Source organism: Okeania sp. SIO1H4 (genome assembly GCF_010672695.1).
GTDB classification, from domain to species: Bacteria; Cyanobacteriota; Cyanobacteriia; order Cyanobacteriales; family Microcoleaceae; genus Okeania; species Okeania hirsuta.
The window spans coordinates 24,625-43,088 of record NZ_JAAHGB010000058.1; the positions used below are offsets into that span (position 1 = coordinate 24,625).

Annotated in this window: 20 protein-coding genes and 1 pseudogene; 16 read left to right on the forward strand and 5 right to left on the reverse strand. The window is 34.6% G+C overall.

Features of this window, described 5'->3' with window-relative positions; all coding sequences use genetic code 11:
- Window positions 1–180 precede the first annotated feature (180 nt).
- Window positions 181–489, forward strand: coding sequence for a hypothetical protein (locus tag F6K06_RS26135; protein WP_205127460.1), 309 nt, complete (start codon window positions 181–183; stop codon window positions 487–489).
- A 522-nt stretch (window positions 490–1,011) separates the two neighbouring features.
- Here the strand turns inward: F6K06_RS26135 and F6K06_RS26140 are convergent.
- The 4 genes from F6K06_RS26140 to F6K06_RS26155 form a co-directional block, all read right to left on the reverse strand.
- Window positions 1,012–2,580 (reverse strand): aminotransferase class I/II-fold pyridoxal phosphate-dependent enzyme, encoded by a 1,569-nt coding sequence (locus F6K06_RS26140; RefSeq protein ID WP_287243581.1) that lies wholly within the window; start codon window positions 2,578–2,580, stop codon window positions 1,012–1,014.
- Window positions 2,581–3,461: 881 nt separating this feature from the next.
- Complete coding sequence (locus tag F6K06_RS26145) at window positions 3,462–4,244, reverse strand: Rho termination factor (RefSeq protein ID WP_287243579.1); 783 nt, start codon at window positions 4,242–4,244, stop codon at window positions 3,462–3,464.
- Window positions 4,241–5,608, reverse strand: a complete 1,368-nt coding sequence (locus F6K06_RS26150; RefSeq protein ID WP_287308908.1) for a ParA family protein — start codon at window positions 5,606–5,608, stop codon at window positions 4,241–4,243. The genes F6K06_RS26145 and F6K06_RS26150 overlap by 4 nt, the downstream gene beginning before the upstream one ends.
- An 89-nt stretch (window positions 5,609–5,697) precedes the next feature.
- Window positions 5,698–6,192 (reverse strand): hypothetical protein, encoded by a 495-nt coding sequence (locus F6K06_RS26155; RefSeq protein WP_287243576.1) that lies wholly within the window; start codon window positions 6,190–6,192, stop codon window positions 5,698–5,700.
- A 458-nt stretch (window positions 6,193–6,650) separates the two neighbouring features.
- Here F6K06_RS26155 and ychF point away from each other — a divergent pair, with 458 nt between their 5' ends.
- The 15 genes from ychF to F6K06_RS26230 all read left to right on the forward strand — a co-directional run bounded on the left by ychF (window position 6,651) and on the right by F6K06_RS26230 (window position 17,315).
- Window positions 6,651–7,742: a redox-regulated ATPase YchF gene (gene ychF / locus F6K06_RS26160; RefSeq protein WP_287243575.1), complete on the forward strand. Its 1,092-nt coding sequence runs from the start codon at window positions 6,651–6,653 to the stop codon at window positions 7,740–7,742.
- A 26-nt stretch (window positions 7,743–7,768) separates the two neighbouring features.
- Window positions 7,769–8,140 (forward strand): phage holin family protein, encoded by a 372-nt coding sequence (locus F6K06_RS26165; RefSeq protein WP_124146265.1) that lies wholly within the window; start codon window positions 7,769–7,771, stop codon window positions 8,138–8,140.
- Between the two features lie 445 nt (window positions 8,141–8,585).
- Window positions 8,586–8,852, forward strand: coding sequence for an adenylate/guanylate cyclase domain-containing protein (locus F6K06_RS26170; RefSeq protein WP_240039085.1), 267 nt, complete (start codon window positions 8,586–8,588; stop codon window positions 8,850–8,852).
- Window positions 8,853–8,899: 47 nt separating this feature from the next.
- Entirely contained in the window at window positions 8,900–9,103 is a 204-nt protein-coding gene (locus tag F6K06_RS26175; protein WP_124146267.1) for a hypothetical protein, read from the forward strand.
- Window positions 9,104–9,882: 779 nt separating this feature from the next.
- Window positions 9,883–10,980, forward strand: a complete 1,098-nt coding sequence (locus tag F6K06_RS26180) for a mechanosensitive ion channel family protein (RefSeq protein WP_124146268.1) — start codon at window positions 9,883–9,885, stop codon at window positions 10,978–10,980.
- A gap of 6 nt (window positions 10,981–10,986) precedes the next feature.
- On the forward strand, window positions 10,987–11,823 hold the full coding sequence (locus F6K06_RS26185; protein WP_287243572.1) for a mechanosensitive ion channel family protein: 837 nt from the start codon (window positions 10,987–10,989) through the stop codon (window positions 11,821–11,823).
- A 24-nt stretch (window positions 11,824–11,847) separates the two neighbouring features.
- Complete coding sequence (locus F6K06_RS26190; protein ID WP_287243571.1) at window positions 11,848–12,108, forward strand: hypothetical protein; 261 nt, start codon at window positions 11,848–11,850, stop codon at window positions 12,106–12,108.
- A 58-nt stretch (window positions 12,109–12,166) separates the two neighbouring features.
- Window positions 12,167–12,667: a 6-carboxytetrahydropterin synthase gene (locus F6K06_RS26195; protein ID WP_124146270.1), complete on the forward strand. Its 501-nt coding sequence runs from the start codon at window positions 12,167–12,169 to the stop codon at window positions 12,665–12,667.
- A complete protein-coding gene (locus tag F6K06_RS26200) occupies window positions 12,664–13,371 on the forward strand; it encodes an SDR family oxidoreductase (protein WP_124146271.1) in 708 nt (235 codons plus the stop codon). The genes F6K06_RS26195 and F6K06_RS26200 overlap by 4 nt, the downstream gene beginning before the upstream one ends.
- Before the next feature lie 287 nt (window positions 13,372–13,658).
- A complete protein-coding gene (locus F6K06_RS26205) occupies window positions 13,659–13,799 on the forward strand; it encodes a hypothetical protein (RefSeq protein WP_205127461.1) in 141 nt (46 codons plus the stop codon).
- Window positions 13,800–13,985: 186 nt separating this feature from the next.
- A complete protein-coding gene (locus F6K06_RS26210; protein ID WP_124146272.1) occupies window positions 13,986–14,288 on the forward strand; it encodes a hypothetical protein in 303 nt (100 codons plus the stop codon).
- A gap of 162 nt (window positions 14,289–14,450) precedes the next feature.
- Complete coding sequence (locus F6K06_RS26215; protein WP_287289524.1) at window positions 14,451–14,597, forward strand: hypothetical protein; 147 nt, start codon at window positions 14,451–14,453, stop codon at window positions 14,595–14,597.
- Complete coding sequence (locus F6K06_RS26220) at window positions 14,584–14,760, forward strand: zinc ribbon domain-containing protein (protein ID WP_205127462.1); 177 nt, start codon at window positions 14,584–14,586, stop codon at window positions 14,758–14,760. The genes F6K06_RS26215 and F6K06_RS26220 overlap by 14 nt, the downstream gene beginning before the upstream one ends.
- 274 nt (window positions 14,761–15,034) lie before the next feature.
- Window positions 15,035–15,772, forward strand: a complete 738-nt coding sequence (locus tag F6K06_RS26225) for a bifunctional 2-polyprenyl-6-hydroxyphenol methylase/3-demethylubiquinol 3-O-methyltransferase UbiG (protein WP_124146274.1) — start codon at window positions 15,035–15,037, stop codon at window positions 15,770–15,772.
- Between the two features lie 436 nt (window positions 15,773–16,208).
- Window positions 16,209–17,315 (forward strand): glycosyltransferase family 4 protein, encoded by a 1,107-nt coding sequence (locus tag F6K06_RS26230; protein WP_124146275.1) that lies wholly within the window; start codon window positions 16,209–16,211, stop codon window positions 17,313–17,315.
- Window positions 17,316–18,356: 1,041 nt separating this feature from the next.
- Here F6K06_RS26230 and F6K06_RS26235 read toward each other — a convergent pair.
- Window positions 18,357–18,464 (reverse strand): annotated as a pseudogene (locus F6K06_RS26235) (IS1 family transposase); the annotation flags it as partial.

Below are 18,464 nucleotides of genomic sequence, written 5' to 3' on the forward strand. Positions count from 1 at the left end.
AAAGGTAAGCATTCAGCTATTAGCTGTCAGCTATTAGCAACAAGACTCTCTCATATAGGAAAGTGTTTAAATTAATATAGACTTTTAGGGTAAGGGAGCCAACTTTTTTAGTAAGAGAATTAAATATTGCTTTTATTCTAAATTAAAAGCAATAGCTGATAGCTGATGGCTGACGGCTGAATGCTTACAATAAAAGTAATAATTACCGAAGAATCCTATACATCTCAATTAAGCTGTTTAGATGGGGATAATTTGCCTAAATATGGAGATAAAAAACCGAAATTAAGTGGAAAAAGAGTAACAAGAGGACTGTATAAAAACAGGGAAAATAAATTATTAAATGCAGATGTAAATGGGTCGTTGAACATTATTAAAAAAGTAATTCCTGATGTCTTTGACCAAGGAATAAAGAGTTTGCCGTTTAACCCTGTAGTGCTTGATCCACTTGCGTTTGACTATACTTTCAGACTTGTGAGTAAGTTTGAGTAAGTTTAGTTGAGCGGTAATAGTAATAGTAGATTTATTGTGTCCTTTATTACTATAGTCATTCTGAATAAGACTGGAACACTTTTTTAGCTGAAACTCTTTCAAGGCAAGAAACCCTTGTCTCAATCTTAACTGGAATGACTATATGTCTTACAGTCTAATATCAAGTCTCATTAATTAGGGCTTGCTGATTAAATCTAAAAGTATTTGCAGATCAAGGTTTAGGCCTTTTTGTGGCCTTTAAAAAGTACCTGGTTTTCAGCTCTTCACGCTCAAAAAGTGAGCATTTTAGGCGCATAGTTGGGCAGAACAATCTTGGGACAAAACGCCCGCTCCTACCTCCTCTAAATTTCCTTTTCTCCTGTCTCCTGTCTCCAGTATAGCTGTCTCCTTCCCTCACCCATAAGACTTTTTCAGCAAACCCTAATTAGTCATCATAAAAAAGTCTTCTCTGATAAATTTCTCCCTGTTCCCTGTTCCCTATTCCCTATTCCCTATTCCCTAGAGAAGAGACATGATATAAGACTAAAATCTACACACTTTAATACTTTTAAGAGTGGGGTCACTACACCCTGTTATTATCCCACTCAATGCCCGGACTTGTTCAAGTATTTTCAAATGCTGTTGCGCAATAATTTCACCAGGCATTAATACTGGAATACCTGGTGGATAGGGACAAATAAGTTCAGCACTGATACAACCTAAAGATTTTTCTATGGGTAAATAATCTTTCTGGGCAAAGAAGGCATCTCTGGGAGATAAAGGAATTGAGGAATCAATTAAATAATCGTCAATTTCTGTCTTAAAGTCGGTGAACTTGTTAAATTTATTTCTACAATCTTGCTCTGCTAAATTTACTAGAGCATCTATTAACTGCTCAATATCTGCCTTTGTATTTCCCAGAGAAATAATGAATGTCAGACTTTTGAAACTTGGTAACTCACAGGTAACACCTAATTTCTGATGCAAAATTTCATCAGCTTCATACCCGCTCAAACCAATATCAGAGACTTTTATTGTTAATCTGGTTTGGTCAAGAGCAAAAAATCCAGAATTGATATAACTTTCATCAAATTTTCTGCCTTTTATCAAGAAAGGTAATCTTTTCCTCTCATTAGTTAATAAGTCTGAATTTCCTGGCGAGCTAGTCAAGCTTCTTATTTCTTTGTCAAATATAGAAAAATTTGGCAGTTGACTAATTCTATTTCTAGCATCCCTAGCTAATTCTAAAGTCTGACTCATTAGTTCTTGACCAAGCAAAGCCATTTGTTGGCGGGCAGCATCGAGAGATGCCAAAAGTAAATAATTTGGACTACTAGACTGTAGCATTTGTAAGGCTTGGTTGAGTCGGTAGGAGTCTATGCGTTTACTGCCCAGATGCAACATTGATGCTTGAGTCATTGCCCCCAATACTTTATGAATGGATTGTACTGTTAAATCTGCTCCACCTACTAATGCTGGAGTTGGTAATTCTGGATGAAAAGCAAAATGTGGACCGTGAGCTTCATCTACTAATAAGGGAATATTATATTTGTGGACTTCTTGGGCGATCGCTGCAATATCTCCACAAACACCATGATAGGTAGGATAAATTACCATGACTGCTTTGGTGTCTGGATGTTTTGCTAAGGTTTGGGCAATAGATTGAGGGGTGACACTTAGAGCAATATCCCAATCTGAGTCATATTCTGGATGGATAAAAATAGGAATTGCTCCAGATATAATTAGCCCAGAAATTACTGACTGATGAATATTCCGAGGCAAAATAATTTTATCCCCATTTCCACAAGTGGCTAGTATTCCAGCGATAATTCCTGTAGTTGAACCATTGACGAGAAATTTGGTTTGTAATGCGCCGAAGGTTTCTGCTGCTAATTCTTGAGCTTCTTTAATTACACTCTCTGGAGCAAACAAGTTATCCAATTCTGGTAATTCTGGTAAGTCTGCTAGAAATACTTTTTTACCTAATAAGTCATTAAGTGGTTGTGGAATGCCTTTTCCTTGTTTATGTCCTGGTGCGTAGAAAGGAGCATGAGATTTTTGGGTAAGATTTTTGAGGGTTTCAACTATTGGTGTTTTGGTTTGGTCAAGCATTTACAACAATTTTAGGTAGAAGATTTGGTGGTAGTGCATTTTCATTGGTGGTCTATTGTAATTATTTTGGTCAAGTAAAAAACAGTGGGAGCATCTTGCTCCCTTGTTCGTATCTTGCTCCTATGAAGCGCCGTTGTTCATCCCCATCTACCATTACTATGCAAGACTAACGCACCACTACCGTTTTTCAGTCATTTTATCCGCGAGATTAATTATAGATATATCTATAAATCATTACATCATTACCGTAGATATAGATAAATCTGGATTGAATTTATCTAACAACTGAATAAAAATTTTACTATCAATTAATCCTGCATATATCCAATCGTCTAATTAAGCTTGACAATTTATCGAACTGAAAATTTTAATTCTTGCTTTAGTAACTTTTTATTGTTATTTTTTCTGAATTATTCCTACAATTTGTAGAAAATATTTGATGGGTAAATAAAATCTACTTTTCCCCCTATTATGAATTAATTTTTCAGTAGTTCTAGTCTTGGCATTTTTACTTCTAGTACCAAGGATGAAAAAATAATTTTATGAATAATCAGGGAAATTAAATAATTTTAGGTCAGATTTATATTTGTTTATATCATGTTTCTTTGAATGCCCACTTCGGAAAAATTTAGGGAATAGGGAACAGAGAATAGGGAGAAATTGATCGGGGTAAAGATTTTTACCCTTGGCTAATTAATGAGACTTAATATTAAACCCCATTCTGAAGCAAAAGGTTTTATCAAAAGGTAGATAAATGATATTTAGGTAATTTATTATAATTCCTCACTCCTCAAATCATAGGATAACTAATTTTCAAATTCTATATTAGGGAATAGGGAGCAACGGGAAAAACATTTTTCCTTATTTGCTTCATCATTATCCTATAGATAGAATATTTCTTTTAAAGCATTAATTTTAGCTTTCCCAATTCCACATTTTAATTTTGTAATTGGTTCCAAGCTTTTCCAATTTTGACGTGGAGCTTCAGCAATACGTTCTGTTGCTTTTACTAATTCAACTTGCTTAAGTTGACTATTTTGCTTTTCTATTAAATATTTAAGTGCTGCTTTAATTTCGTCTTTTGTGGCAGTAGAAAGATTTACTTTCTCAGGTTCGGGCATTGGTTGGGGAGTCAGATAAAAAACTTCTTTCAAAGCTTTGACTTTAGCCATCGTAATTCCACATCCTAATTTTGTGATTGGTTTAAAATCTTTCCAATATTGACGGGGTGCTTCATCAATACGATTTGTGGCTACTGGTAGTTTTACTCCTTTAAGTTGGCTGTCTGGTCTTTCAATTAAGTATTGAAGTGCTATTTTAATTTCGTCTCTTGTGCAGGTGGAAAGATTTATTTGTGGCGTTTTTTCCCCAGACAAAATTTTGCTAATTTTTTCAGTCTGCTCACTTTCATCAGCAATAACACACCAAACTTTTTCTAAACCCGCAGCTTCAGCTACAGCAAAAATAAAGGAGTTGCCAATTACTTCATATTTATTCTTTTCCAATTCTTTGACAATGACAGGTACCCAGTTTCTTCCACCAGTTTCATTGAGAGCTTTTGCCGTTGCTGAAATTAGAAATTCTGGAGCATCTGTTCCATTCCCTGGTTCAATTTTGTACATATATAGGTGCATCAAATTGCCAATATTACTCAAGCTACTCATAATAAAAAATACTCCTTAACCAAACTCTTATAATATTCACGAACCATCTTATCTTTATAAACAGCAGGTACGTTAGAAAAAGCAGATTTTCCAATGGAAGCATAATTAGGTAATTCAAATATTTTCATATTTTTATTTGCTGCTGTATAACGGGGATAAAAATAGGGTAGCAGGTCAAATTTATTATTTTGGTCTTGTTTAGCATCTTTTATCAGTTGATTGATATGAGATTTAGCATCTTTCATTTGCGCCTCGGTCGCTTTCTCTCCATTAAAGAAAATAGGTAGAATCAAAGGTCCGCCATCTTTTCTTTTTCTTTGAACTTCAGGTATATATTTTTTGATAGCTGCGGCTGCATTTTCTAGAGAAAAGAAGTTGTTATGTTTTGTCGGTATTAAAACTACATCCGCAGCATAAATTGCACTCTGACTAAAAATTCGCCAGTTGGGAGAAGAGTCAATCAAGATATAATCATAGTTATTTTTTAAAGGCTCTAATATTTCACTTAATTTCGTAACATCTATTTCTTGACGCAATTTATCTTCATGCCAGACTTCAAGGGGTTCGTCTAAAGGAATAGGAATCACATCAAAGCCAAATTCTTTTTGTAAGTTTTTGAATTTCCTTTTGTAAGGATAAATTACATCTCTAATATTAATACTTTCATTTACTAAGCACTGATTAAAAGAAGGTTGACTAGGTTTAATCGCTAGAGAATTTGTTAGGTCTCGTTGGTCAGGGTCAAAATCTACAATCAAAACTTTTTTATTCAAAAGAGATAGAGTTGCTGCGGTATTGACTGTGGTTGTTGTTTTACCTACGCCACCTTTCTTATTATAAACTGCTACTGTTAAAGCTTTTTGTGGTCGATAAATTTTTTCTTTAACTAATGTAGCGATTTTGATGATATTTTCTGGATTAATTTCCAGACAAACTGTCGCCGGATGAATAACTTTTCCATGCTTTCTGAATAATTGAATGTGATTAGCATTCGTAATTATTCCCCACTTCACTGTTTTACAGTTTTCTGCTAACAAATACCGTTTAATTTGTTTAAAAGTATCTTTATATCCTTTTGAACCAGGAGCTAAATTAAGATTCCGTTTTTTCAATTCTACGAGAATATCTGGATTAGTTTTGGTTTGATTAAATATGTCATTCTCTGTATTATGACGTAGAGCATGATCGACTGGATCGGTACCACTTCTTGTATTAAAATTAGGCACTCGTTCATTTACTTCAAAACCTAAAAAATTAAATAATTCAGATGCAAAAATCTCACTAACTTGCGCTTCATTTGCATCCTCCGGCAGATTTTTGACCAAAGCATCTACAAGGGCTTGATTTTTCACAGCACTATCCATCTGTCGTTGATTTTTTTTGAGTTTAACTATCAGCTTATCACAACAGATATTTGAAAAAATCTCAATTTTATCTACTTAACTTACATCATCTATATATATTTATATGCTCGACAAGCAGTAATGGGGTTAAAATTGGTATCTACAAATTGCACGCGACTAAAAGTGTCAATCCACAAATGAGCGCCACATTCTGCCGGATCGTGAGGGCTATATACAATTCGACAAGGACCTTTAATTTCCAACTGATAGCCATAATTATTACCGTTAGTTTGCTTTACAGAAACTACAGGCTTCAACTCCTTTAGTGGATTATTTGCGTTTTTCTTAATTATGTGTTGATTAACATGAATCATTGTGGGTTTAGTGCGCTTCCGCTTACACCAATTACCTTTCGGCCCCCTTCTACCAGGAAAAATGATTGGCATTTCACTACCTTTAGGCCCATAAGCAGGAATTTGCCAAAAGCCATTTTCTTTGTAGGCATTTTTAACTCGACCTTGAGCTAACAATACCCGCAAACGTTGAGCTGAAATACCTAATAAATATGCTGCTTCCGTAGTTCCAATTATTCTTTCTTTAACCATTGCACAATAGTTTTTATTTAATAATTTTGGGAATTCTAATTATCAAAATTTTAAACACTACTTAGCAATAAAATATCAGCTAAATAAACATTAGGGCAGTAGAGCAATAAAATTTTGATTTATATACTTCTAGAAGTAAATCACATTCAAAAACTCTTATGAACTATTCTTCACATTTCTTAAAATTAAGTTTTGAGCCAATTTTTTCAAAGACCAGCAAAATGTATTGATTTTATTGTTATCAAATCTAGCACCTATAGTTGCTTGTGGAATTACCTGAACAAGAAAGTCTATTTTTTAATTTTTAATTTTGATTAGGACTTAGCTAAGAAATCAAGATTCTTCTTTCGTTCTGCTATCCTAACTAGATAAGGCAGTTGTATAGTAACTCGGATCTAAATACAAACTGTAATTTCTGAAACTTTTTACTTTTGATTTTTTACTTTTGACTTAAATTTATGCTCAGAGCTGGAATTGTCGGACTACCCAACGTCGGAAAATCTACCTTATTTAACGCTTTGGTTGCTAATGCTAAAGCGGAAGCTGCTAACTTTCCATTTTGCACAATTGAACCCAACGTTGGTGTGGTTTCGGTGCCAGATGAGCGGTTAAATGTGCTGACGAAAATTTCTAATTCTGCTCAAACTGTTCCTACTAGAATTGAGTTTGTTGATATTGCTGGTTTGGTGAAAGGTGCAAGTAAAGGAGAGGGATTAGGGAATCAATTTTTATCTAATATTCGAGAAGTCGATGCTATTGTTCAAGTAGTCCGTTGTTTTGATAGTGAGGATATTATTCATGTTTCTGGTTCTGTAGATCCAGTACGAGATATTGAGGTAATTAATTTAGAGTTGGCTTTGTCCGATTTAGCTCAAGTTGAACGCCGAATTGAACGGACTAAAAAACAAGCTCGTACCAGTAAAGATGCTCAGGCAGAGTTGGAAGTTTTGACAAAATTAGAGGAGATTTTAAATGAAGGTAAGTCGGTGAGAATGGCTGACTTAAACGAAGAAGAATTTCTGTTAATTAAGCCTTTAAATCTGTTAACTTCTAAGCCAATAATTTATGCTGCTAATGTATCTGAGGATGATTTGGCTAGTGGGAATAAATGGGTTGAAAAAGTCCGCAATATTGCTGCTGTGGAAAATGCTCAAGTTGTGATAATTTCAGCTCAGGTAGAATCAGAATTAATTGAGTTACCGGAGGAGGAAAGAGCTGATTATTTAGAATCTTTAGGAGTAGAAGAAGGTGGGTTGAAATCTCTAATTAAAGCAACTTATGAATTGTTGGGATTGCGTACTTATTTTACTACTGGAGAAAAAGAAACCAAAGCTTGGACGATTAAGGCTGGAATGTTAGCTCCTCAAGCTGCTGGTGTAATTCATACTGATTTTGAAAGAGGTTTTATTCGAGCAGAAACAATTGCCTATAATGATTTAGTAGCTACTGGTTCAATGACTGCTGCTAAAGAAAAGGGTCTGATGAGGAGTGAAGGCAAAGATTATGTTGTTAAGGAAGGAGATGTTTTGCTCTTCCGATTTAATGTTTAGACTTCTGTTAATTTAAGGAGAAAAAAATGGCTACTGAAGAGATTGTTAGACTGATTGTTATGTGGTTGATTACTGCTGTTAGTTTGTTTATTATTTCTAAGTTGCCTACTGGGGTAGAAATTGATGATTTTAATATTGCCTTGATTTCTTCGGCGATATTTGGGCTGTTAAATGTATTTGTACGTCCAATTTTAGGAACTTTAGCTTTACCAGTTAATATAATTCTTCCTGGTTTAGTTACTCTAGTTGTTAATCTTGTTATCTTTGGTTTAGCTGCCTGGTTAGTAAGTGGATTTCGACTACGTTGGGGATTTTGGAGTGCGTTAATTGGTTCTTTAGGACTAACTTTTATTAACTCTTTTCTTTATGAGTTACTTAGCAAAGGATTAGTCAGTTAGGCAGCAGTTAAATTATCAAAAATTGTGGGTAATTTTAGGTTTCTTGAAAATTGATATCTAGTAAATTACCCACTTTTGCTGTAGAGAAGTAGGGAGTAGGCAACTACTAATTATAGTCATTCTGAATAAGACTGGAAAACTTTTTTAGCTGAAACTCTTTCAAGGCAAGAAACCCTTGTCTCAATCTTAACTGGAATGACTATATATCTACCTTCTCTACCATTAGTTTCATATCTAAGCCTTACCTACAGTGCATCAATTAGACAGAGTTTTAATTCCTCTACCAGGATTATCAATTCCATTATTCTGAGTATTAGTTTTATTTCTGAGCGTTTGAACGAGTTTGATTTTATAGTAAAAACCTAATTATATTAAGCCCAGCTTCTCAAAGTAGAGTTATAATTTTTCTCTGTTATCCATTTCTTCACTTCTGTTGTTAAATATTTTGCTTAAACCTATTGCAGAAAAATTAAAGGAAGAACAGGAAAATATTGCTGAAAGTTTTGCCGAAGTAACTATTTTGTTTGCTGATTTAGTAGGTTTTACTCAGTTATCAGAAAATATTCCTCCTACGCAGTTAGTTAATTTACTTAATGAAATATTTTCTTGTTTTGATGAGTTGACTGATAAATATTATTTGGAAAAAATTCAAACTAATAGAGCTTATGATAATATTGAAAGTCAAATGATGACTGCTGAAGTGGATAACTAGAAAAAGTTATCTGCTATAAAATAACTAAACTACCAGAGGAAAATAGGATGGAAAACACTGTAAATTGTGCAGAAGCTTGTGTTAATGGATGTGTTTTAGGTGACAAATGCCCGAATCAGGAATATGTAAAAGAAACATCAAAGTTTATTGATGATACTCCCTTAGATAAAATGTTGGAAATAGCTGAAGAAGCAGTTATGAAGAAAAGAATGGCTCCTCCTAAATGGGTAATTCCTGAGTTTCCTGAGTAAAAATAATATGAAATTAAAAACGATAGTGTTCAGCACCTCTGACACGATCGCCAACTTTTTAATTAATTTAATTAATTAATAGACATCTGGTGGAAAATAAATAAATCTTTTAATTAGATCAGCTAAGGAAAGAAAAATTTACCCTAAAAAATCCTTTTTAGTGCCTTCGCGCGTAAAAATATCTTACCTGTTGCCTGTTGCCTTTCGGAGCTGTTGCCTACTCCTGCAAAAAATCTATATCTTTTTCACGCCTAGGTCTAATCAATAATATAATTTAGGCGATCGCTATTTTCTCAGACTAAATCCTCTTTCCTCTTAAATTACTTGAATCAAGTCTTTTCAAGCTATACATAAAAAAGATATAAACGGGTTAAAATCAGTGAATAATCCACTGATTTTAACCTCGATAAAACTTAAATTTAAACAGACAATAATTTTAGTTGTTCAAGTAAACTGGGTGATACATTCGAGTTTACTGAGACTATGTTCAAAGAAATTAAATTCTTTGATTAAAGAGGATTTGGCGATTATTTATATAAGTAGCTTATCATAACCGAATTTAGCATAAATCAAAATTTTAAAAATTTTACTGAGACTATGTTCAAAGAAATTAAATTCTTTGATTAAAGAGAATTTGGCGATTATTTATATAAGTAGCTTATCATAACCGAATTTAGCATAAATCAAAATTTTAAAAATTTTAGAGTATAATAAAAAAATCAACTAAGAGATAAAAATTAAATCAAATTCAGAAAATTATTTTCAAATAAAGATTGTTTATGACCGAAACTATTCAAATTCCTGAACAAATAGTAATAGATCTTAGTAAAATCCTGCAAATATTTGCCATCGCAGTCATAGGAATAGTCGTAGTTATCGTAATTCGCAAACTGCCTGAATTAATAGAGAGGATTATATCTACAGAAATTTCCGAAGCATATAAAATTATAATATCTCCAAATAAATCACTAATTGGAGTAGTAATTGCCATAGCCATATCTGAGATAACTCTTCTGGCTGTTACACCATATTCTCAGGTATATATTATAGAAATTACTCTGAGTTTAATTTTAACTATCACAACTACTTGGCTAGGTTCTCAATTTGCTAAAAAGTTTTTTGATGTTTATTTAATAGAAGCAGCATTTAGAAGCGATCAAAAAGCTAATAGTGACTTATTTGTAGTAGGTAAATTTATTGCTAACTTTATCATTCTTGTATTAGCTATTATCATTTTTGCTCAGACTCACCAAGTGAATGTATTTGGTATTATTGCTAGTCTAGGAGTAGGAGGTGTAGCAGTTGCTTTTGCTGCTCAAAATACTTTAAGTCAATTACTTGGTGGTATCGTACTTTATGTAGATAGACCTTTTGTAGTAGATGATTATATTGGTCTCCCAGATGGTACTTTTGGTAGGGTAGAATCAATTGGTTTACGCTCTACTAAAATCCGTTCTTCTGGTAAAGGTACATTAATTATTATTCCTAATAATTCTCTGACACAGGTAAATATTGAAAACTTTACCGCAGCCAAGAAAGTTATGTCGATTCTATACTTAACTTTTTATCGTCAGGTAGATATTGAAGAACAAGCATTAATACGTCAAGTTATCTTAGCAAGTACAAGTGATGTATTTGGCATAGAGCCTCGTAATACTGATATTACCTTTAAAAATTCACAGAATTCTAACTTACAAGATATAACTCAAGCCCAGATTACATTTTTTATTTTAGGTTCTGGTAAAGTATCTATGGATTTGCGTCGTCAAATGTTGGATAATGCTAGCCAAAGAATTACTTTGAAACTTAAGGAATATGGTATTGCTTTTGATATAGAGCAACCTAGTATCTATGTTGATTCACCAATTACAGTTTAATTGATTATGTTTTTTTCAAATATAATTAACAAGGTCAATCAGCTATCTGTTTTTTTGCAAGGTTCTAGCATTCCTCACTATCTAATTTTTTTTGTATTTGCCCTGGGAGCTGTATTGATAGGAAAATATACACCAGGAATAGTGCAATTAATTATTAATAAGTTTTTGCCTAGTTCAAGCAAAGAAATTACTAACAACTTTATTAGTCCACTGACAAAACCTTTCCAAGTTGCAGGAACATTTATATTAATTTCTCTATCCTCAGTTTGGTTAGAAGAATACAAAGCATTATACAATTTCTTTAATCCTTTAATAGTTCTTGTTGTAGTGATTAGTATTGCCTGGTTAGCTTCCCGTTTATTTCAGCAAGTACTCAGGATATATGGCATTGAAATTATTCGTAAATCTGGCTTAGAAGCTGATGAGTTACTCTTAGTATTTGAGACTATAGTAAATGTAGTAATCGGATTTATTGCCACAATAGGTTATGCTCAAAGTCAAAGATTTCCATTAACAGGTTTGTTAGCTGGAGTATCTATTGGTGGTGTCGCTATTAGTTTTGCTGCTTCCAAAACTTTGGAGCAATTGTTTGGTACTGTTGTATTGTATTTAGACCGTCCTTTTATTCCTGGAGATTATATTCGTTGCTCATTAGGAGAAGGTGAGATGTATGGCAGAGTAGAATCTATTGGTTTGCGGTCTACAAAAATTAGGAAAGCCGCCACGGGTACACTATATATTGTTCCTAATAACCAATTAGCCAATGCAGGAATTGAGAATATTACCCGTGGTAAAAAAGTGATGGTTTTATTATATTTAGACTTTACCAAGAAACTGATATAACGAGAAAAAGCTCTAGTTCAGCAAGTGGTTAAAAATAGTACAGATTCAGTATTTGGTATTGACCCAGGAAGTACAAAAATAGCAGTATTTGACCATGAACATACAGATAAATGTCGGGCGAGGATAACTTTCTTTATTCTCGGTTCTAGTGAAAATTCTATCCAATTAAGAAAGCGACTTTTGGAAGTTGCTAATCAAAATATTTCTAAGGAGCTGAAAAATTTTGGCATTGAATTTTATCTACAAGAACCAAATATTTATGTTGATTCCCCAATGACTATTTAATTTCCTGTATTTTCTTCATTCCTATTTCTTTTAGGATTTATATAACTGTGCATTTTCTATGAAAAAACGACTGACTAAAATTGAATTATTTAAGCAAGCAATGAACTTTTCAGCAGGTCACTTCACTATATTTTCAGATAGTGAAAGAGAAAATCTGCACGGTCATAGTTTTTCTGTATATGTCATGTTCGAGGCTGAAGTGACAAACAATGGCATGACCTTTGACTATGGTATTTACAAAGAAATTATCCTTAATATTTGTCAATTTCTTGATGAAGTTTTTCTACTGCCATTAAAAAATCCTTATCTCAAAATAGAAGAATTCGATGAATATATCTATGCTTTGTTCAATGGTGGTAAAGAGAAAATACCATTTCTTAAACGAGATGTAAAGTTGCTTCCGGTGCGAAATATTACTGTAGAGGAGCTTTCTCATTGGTTTTTGCAACAATTACTTGTTAATGTACAAGAAAATCAAGAGCATTTGATTCAAACAATAGAAGTTAAAATATTCTCTGGTCCTGGTCAGTCAGGTAGCAGTTTTTGGAGTAAAAAATGAGCAAAAAATATTTGGTTATAACTGGTGGAAGTCGTGGCATAGGATTGGCAACAGCTAAACTATTTCTGGAACAGGAATTTCAGGTTATTAACCTTTCTAGAAATTTATGTCCGTTGCCAGATGTAGTTAATATTCAGATAGATTTAGCTGCAAAAGGTTTTGAGGAAAATTTGAAACAAGAGTTACTACCTAAATTAGAATATTCTGAAAGGGTGATTTTAGTTCACAATGCTGCCCGCTTAGATAAGGATAATGTAGAAAATATTCAAGCCAATAATTTACGAGATATCTTGGAAATTAATATGGTTGCTCCAACTATATTGAATCAGATAGTCATGCCAAAAATGTCAAAGGGGTCTGCTATTATTTATGTGGGTTCCACTCTCTCAGAAAAGGCGGTGCCTGGTGCCTTTAGTTATGTCACTTCTAAACACGCAGCAGTGGGGTTAATGCGAGCCACTTGTCAGGATTTAATAGATCGAGGTATTCATACAGCTTGTGTTTGTCCTGGTTTTACCGATACCCCAATGTTACGAAATCATCTTAATCATGATGAGACAATTATTGAGCAGATAAAAACTATGAATGCTCAAAATCGTTTAATCGAAGCTTCAGAGATTGCACAAACCATTTATTTTGCAGCGACTAACCCAGTTATTAATGGTGCAATAATCCATGCAAATATGGGGCAAAAAGAGAGATAAAAAGATGGCAGCTACTCAACTTAATCACTATCTGATTAGTCATTGAGTTGATAAGGACTTGTAACTGTTACCTATAATCTGGTATTATCTATAATAGTCTCCGATTATCTGTTTTATGCTACTAGGATTCAAAACTGAGTAGCAACCCACAAATCAACAAAAAACATTACTTGCCCAACACGCTGGTGTGGGTCGTCATGCCTGTAATTGTGGATTATGGCTGACTAGAAACATCCTTAATCACAATTCTATTAATCCTGATAGCAAAATTAAATTTCCTACTGCTATTGACTTGGCCTTTGCTTTTGGTAGCAATGGTTAAACCTCAAAACTATTGGTACTACGAAGTGTCTAAAACAGCACCTCAATATGCTTTGAAATATTTGTCATCAGCTTGGAAGCGTTACTTTAAGAAAGTCTCTGGTTAGCCTAAATTCAAGAAAAAAGGCAAAGATGATAGTTTTCCTACGGAATGCTACGCAAACACTTTAGATGGTTCAATACCCACCCCCATCCCCTCCTGGGAGGGGAGCAAGAGAGGTGGGTCAGATAAAATTACCTAGAATTGGGGGTTGCACATTATAGAATGATATTGCCAAAAATTAGTTTAGACTTTGACTAAAAAAAAACCATTAATTAATCATTCTAGCAATTATCAAATCCAAAATCTTGTTCATCAAAAATATAAAATCATTCGTCACTGTGCAACGCCTAGAATTGGATGGGTTAAAACTTTTGAGATCTTGCCAGATAATGTCAATCTGTCGTCTGTAACTATTAGTAGAAAAGCTAACCGCTGGTTCATTAGTTTCAAGATTAAAACAGAACCTCAAATTAGTGAGAATTCAGTAGATGTAGTTAGTGTAGATTTAGGAGTAAAAACCTTAGCAACATTATCACTATTGCGAAATGTTTGATGGTGCTAAATCGAAAAAAAAAGTTAGAATTATTACTATCACGACTGCAATACCTTAACAGGTATAAAACCAAGTTTTCCAATAACTGGAAAAAAGCACAGCTAAAAATAGCTAGACTACACAGTAAAATAGCTAATATTCGTAAAGATACATTGCATAAACGTGCCTACTTATTTGGCTCTTAACTACAACCCACCCCCATCCCCTGCTGGGAGGGGAGCAAGAGTGGTGGGTGAAGATCTGAATGTATCAGGAATGATGGCCAACTATAAGCTAGCTAAGTCTGCCCTAGTCTATGGGTTTTTATGAGTTTCGTAGACAGCTAGAGTACAAATGTCAACTGTACGGCTCTAAATTAACCATTGTTGATAGATGGTTTCCTAGTTCTAAAACCTGCTCTAACTGTGGAACTGAATTGCGAGTCTTTGTTTTTATCAGACTGTTTGTTCAATTGCGAACACTGCAATTTTAGCTGCGATCAAGACTTGTTTGCGTTTGCGTAGCATCCCGTAGGGAAGCATTCCGTAGGAAATGCAGCGTTAAATTTAGCTATGGGGGGCAGTGAGAGCTACGCTCCGCGTTCCGCGTTTCGCGCTAGCGTTGCGCAGCAAACGTCCGTGTCAGCTTGTGGACTGGATAACGCCGACGTTGCCAGGTAGAAGCAAGAATAGAACAGATAATTATAGATTATCGTAGGTTTCTAAGAACGGCAACATCAAGTGTACAAAATTCAGGAGTCATTTTCTATGTTAACTGCAGCTAAACCTGAGTTTCTCAAAGCTTATTGGGACAATTCTTTCGATCTGAAAAACCACATCCAGGAGTTTTTGCAGATAGATCGACATACCCTTGAGACTCGAATTCAGGAAAGTAATCAAGCTATGACTAAGTTGGGACAAAACTTTGATTGGGAAATGGCAATCGAATTTTATCGAGACCAAGTCGGAGCAACCTATATCTTAGAATTAGCAGCGTGGCATTTAAAAAGCTGTGATTATATCGGTAATATGCTACATTTAATTGCTGATTTTGCTAAAGGTCGGGTTTTGGATTTTGGTGGGGGGATTGGAACACATTCCTTTGCGGCTGCTTTGTGTCCAAATGTTACCGAAGTTCAGTACTTAGATGTAAATCCGATTAACTGCAATTTTGTTCTGGAGCGCTCCGAAAAATTAGGGTTATCTGACAAAATTCAAGTCACATCAAAATTGGAAATTTATAACTCATTTGACACAATTATGTGTTTTGATGTCATGGAACATTTACCAGACCCAATATCACAGTTAATTGAGTTTCATAAACTTCTGAGTTCTGATGGAAAATTACTAATTAATTGGTATTTTTCTAAGGGTTTTGGCAACGAATATCCTTTTCATTTAGATGATACAGCTATTGTGAAATATTTTTTTCAAACGCTACAATCAAATTTTCTAGAAGTATTTCACCCCCATTTAATCACAACCAGATGTTATCAAAAATTGTGAAGTATTTAAAGAAGTATCTATCTATAAAATATTCCTTAATATCTAAAGGAATCGGGATAATTTAATATATTGAGAGCTTGATACAACCTGGGTTTTTCTAATTTGACTCAGACCCCAATGTTGCTCAATGATTTTCTTGTCTGTTTTATCCCACATTCCGCACGTCATTTTGTAGCATTAAAAGTAGTATGTAAATCCGTAGCTTTGTAAGTATTTATACTATGCAAATCATCTCAATTACTTTTTTCGTCGATCAAATTCTGAGTAAAAAATTTACGCATAAATACTTGCTTGATTAATGACGCAATCACGGCAGCTATGATTTTCTTCTAAAATTCTGTCTCCTGTCTCCTGTCTCCTGACTCCTGATTCTATACTACATTTTGTTGTGCGGAATGTAGGTTTTATGTTCCCTTTGATAATTTAGGCAAAAAAAATGGCAACTGCTCAAGCTAACCTCTTACGATTATTATTTGCTTCTACACCTGTGGGAGCTATTGGTTCAGGTACTGGAGGTGGAGTCGAATTCACATTACAAAATATTGCCCAAGAAATGATTCTCAGAGGACACAAGGTAGATATAGTTGCGCCACAGGGTTCTATAACTAAAGTAGATTGTCCCATTATTGAAATTACCGGAGAACTGCAAGTTAGTATTCAGCAATTAAATCGTGACACCCCCATTTCTATAATCCCTAAATCTGTGCTTACCAGAATGTGGGAATTTATAGGAAAAGAGCAAAATAATTACGATTTGATTGTTAACTTTGCTTATGACTGGCTTCCCTTTTATTTATCTCTATTTTTGAATGTCCCTATTGCCCATCTGGTAAGTATGGGTTCTCTGTCAAAGGCAATGGATGAGATTATAGAAAAAACCAGTATTAGTTTTCCTGGTACTATTGCTGTTCACACAAAAGCTCAGGCAGAAACTTTCTCATTTCCTAGTAGATGTCGAGTTGTGGGAAATGGTATTGACATAAAAAACTATCAATATTGTGATCGACCAAATAATTACTTGGTTTGGGTGGCGCGCATTTCTCCTGAAAAAGGATTGGAAGATGCTGTGGAAGCTGCAAAAAATACTGGTATTCCTTTGAAAATAATGGGTTTGCTTCAGGATAAGTCTTACTGGGAGAGTATCCAGCAAAATTATCCTGATGCGCCAATAGAATATTTAGGGTTTCTACCAATTAAGGAAATGCAGTTAGTGCTGCGACGCAGTCGAGGGTACTTGATGACCCATCGATGGAGTGAAGCATTTGGCATGACTGCCATTCAATCATTAGCTTGTGGTGTGCCTATAATTACCTATAATAAGGGAGGCCCTGCTGAAATTGTGCGTCACGGTCAAACAGGTTGGCTAGTTGAGCCTGGTAATCTAGTGGAATTGGTAAAAGCAATTAACAATCTTGACAAACTTGATCGTTTAGCTTGTCGGCAACAAGCGGAAGCTGAATATTCTATTCAAGTTTATGGAAATCGTATGGAAAATTGGTTCTACGATATTCTGGCTCAGACTAGCTATTCGCTGAGGAGTTAGGAGTTATACCAAGGGTGATAAATATTTGTTGCAAATGGTAGGGACGTTGCATGCAACGTCTGTAGGTCAGAGGGAAGAAGGAAGAAATATTGAAGAAAAATAGAAAAATGATAGAGATAGCTGTCTAAAATTAATTGGAGTAGCTCTTTTTAAGCCAATAAAGTTCAGATAATACTAAAACTCATAAGGTATGGAACCATTAGAGTAGCTCTTGAGCTTACAGAACTGCAAAAAAAATCCTTAACTGAACTGCATTGCTTTTCAACCCTCTCTGATCGAGACGCACCTTCTTGTAGCATTCTTTTTTCAAACTCGCATAACAATATCACGATGGTTAAATATTATCTAACATTGACAGAGCTTTTAATCCCCTGTGCTCATCAGACTTTTTTAAGGATTCAGGTTAATTATCTGTTGAACAATATCAACTAAATAATCCCCAGCAATCTCCCACAGTTCACCATATATACCTACCCAAAAATTGCTATGTCTTCTATCTTTTCTTTGAGCTTCTGTTCATCTATAAATGTAATTTTGAACACCGAATTTTTTGAGAAATTTACCTTGATAAAATCAACCAGTATTAGCAATAGCAAGCAGTGAAATTAAATTAGTCAAACCTTGTACATTACCTAGACTTCCCTCTAGATTATATCCACCTGTTTTACCGAAAAATTGGGGTAGGTGCCTTGCTCTTATAGGGCGACTTTTTATTTGTAAGTGAATTGAATATATGCTAGAGTATTGAATATACGGTAGAGTGTTATAGTTGTCGGGGGGCACTCGGAAACTCTAAACGGACGTTGAGGGAAGCGTCAGACTACCGCCTAGGAAGCAGCACCCTGTGTTGGCGGAGCTATGCGCCACCAAAGCGTCAACCTCCCGAGGAATTAAGGTTCGATAGGAATCCCTGTGCCTTTAGGCCAGAGAGGATGTCAAAGTCTTTAAACATGGCTTCGATGCCCATTCTCCACCGATAAATTTTCAAAACTTCATACAAATTTTTCAGGTTCGTTTATGGTGTTGCACAGTGACGAATGATTAAGGTAATTGAGGGATTTGCTGATGTTTCAAATCATAGATCAGCAAGCGAACTGATTTGCACAACAGATCAATGGACTTGGAGTAGCATAAAGTTTTGCGATGTAA

Excerpts from the sequence above, each read along its gene's own strand:
- F6K06_RS26135 (WP_205127460.1), top strand. The coding sequence starts at position 181 with ATGCTTACAATAAAAGTAATAATTACCGAAGAATCCTATACATCTCAA.
- F6K06_RS26140 (WP_287243581.1), bottom strand. The coding sequence starts at position 2,580 with ATGCTTGACCAAACCAAAACACCAATAGTTGAAACCCTCAAAAATCTT.
- F6K06_RS26145 (WP_287243579.1), bottom strand. The coding sequence starts at position 4,244 with ATGAGTAGCTTGAGTAATATTGGCAATTTGATGCACCTATATATGTAC.
- F6K06_RS26150 (WP_287308908.1), bottom strand. The coding sequence starts at position 5,608 with ATGGATAGTGCTGTGAAAAATCAAGCCCTTGTAGATGCTTTGGTCAAA.
- F6K06_RS26155 (WP_287243576.1), bottom strand. The coding sequence starts at position 6,192 with ATGGTTAAAGAAAGAATAATTGGAACTACGGAAGCAGCATATTTATTA.
- ychF (WP_287243575.1), top strand. The coding sequence starts at position 6,651 with ATGCTCAGAGCTGGAATTGTCGGACTACCCAACGTCGGAAAATCTACC.
- F6K06_RS26165 (WP_124146265.1), top strand. The coding sequence starts at position 7,769 with ATGGCTACTGAAGAGATTGTTAGACTGATTGTTATGTGGTTGATTACT.
- F6K06_RS26175 (WP_124146267.1), top strand. The coding sequence starts at position 8,900 with ATGGAAAACACTGTAAATTGTGCAGAAGCTTGTGTTAATGGATGTGTT.
- F6K06_RS26180 (WP_124146268.1), top strand. The coding sequence starts at position 9,883 with ATGACCGAAACTATTCAAATTCCTGAACAAATAGTAATAGATCTTAGT.
- F6K06_RS26185 (WP_287243572.1), top strand. The coding sequence starts at position 10,987 with ATGTTTTTTTCAAATATAATTAACAAGGTCAATCAGCTATCTGTTTTT.
- F6K06_RS26195 (WP_124146270.1), top strand. The coding sequence starts at position 12,167 with ATGAAAAAACGACTGACTAAAATTGAATTATTTAAGCAAGCAATGAAC.
- F6K06_RS26200 (WP_124146271.1), top strand. The coding sequence starts at position 12,664 with ATGAGCAAAAAATATTTGGTTATAACTGGTGGAAGTCGTGGCATAGGA.
- F6K06_RS26220 (WP_205127462.1), top strand. The coding sequence starts at position 14,584 with ATGGGTTTTTATGAGTTTCGTAGACAGCTAGAGTACAAATGTCAACTG.
- F6K06_RS26225 (WP_124146274.1), top strand. The coding sequence starts at position 15,035 with ATGTTAACTGCAGCTAAACCTGAGTTTCTCAAAGCTTATTGGGACAAT.
- F6K06_RS26230 (WP_124146275.1), top strand. The coding sequence starts at position 16,209 with ATGGCAACTGCTCAAGCTAACCTCTTACGATTATTATTTGCTTCTACA.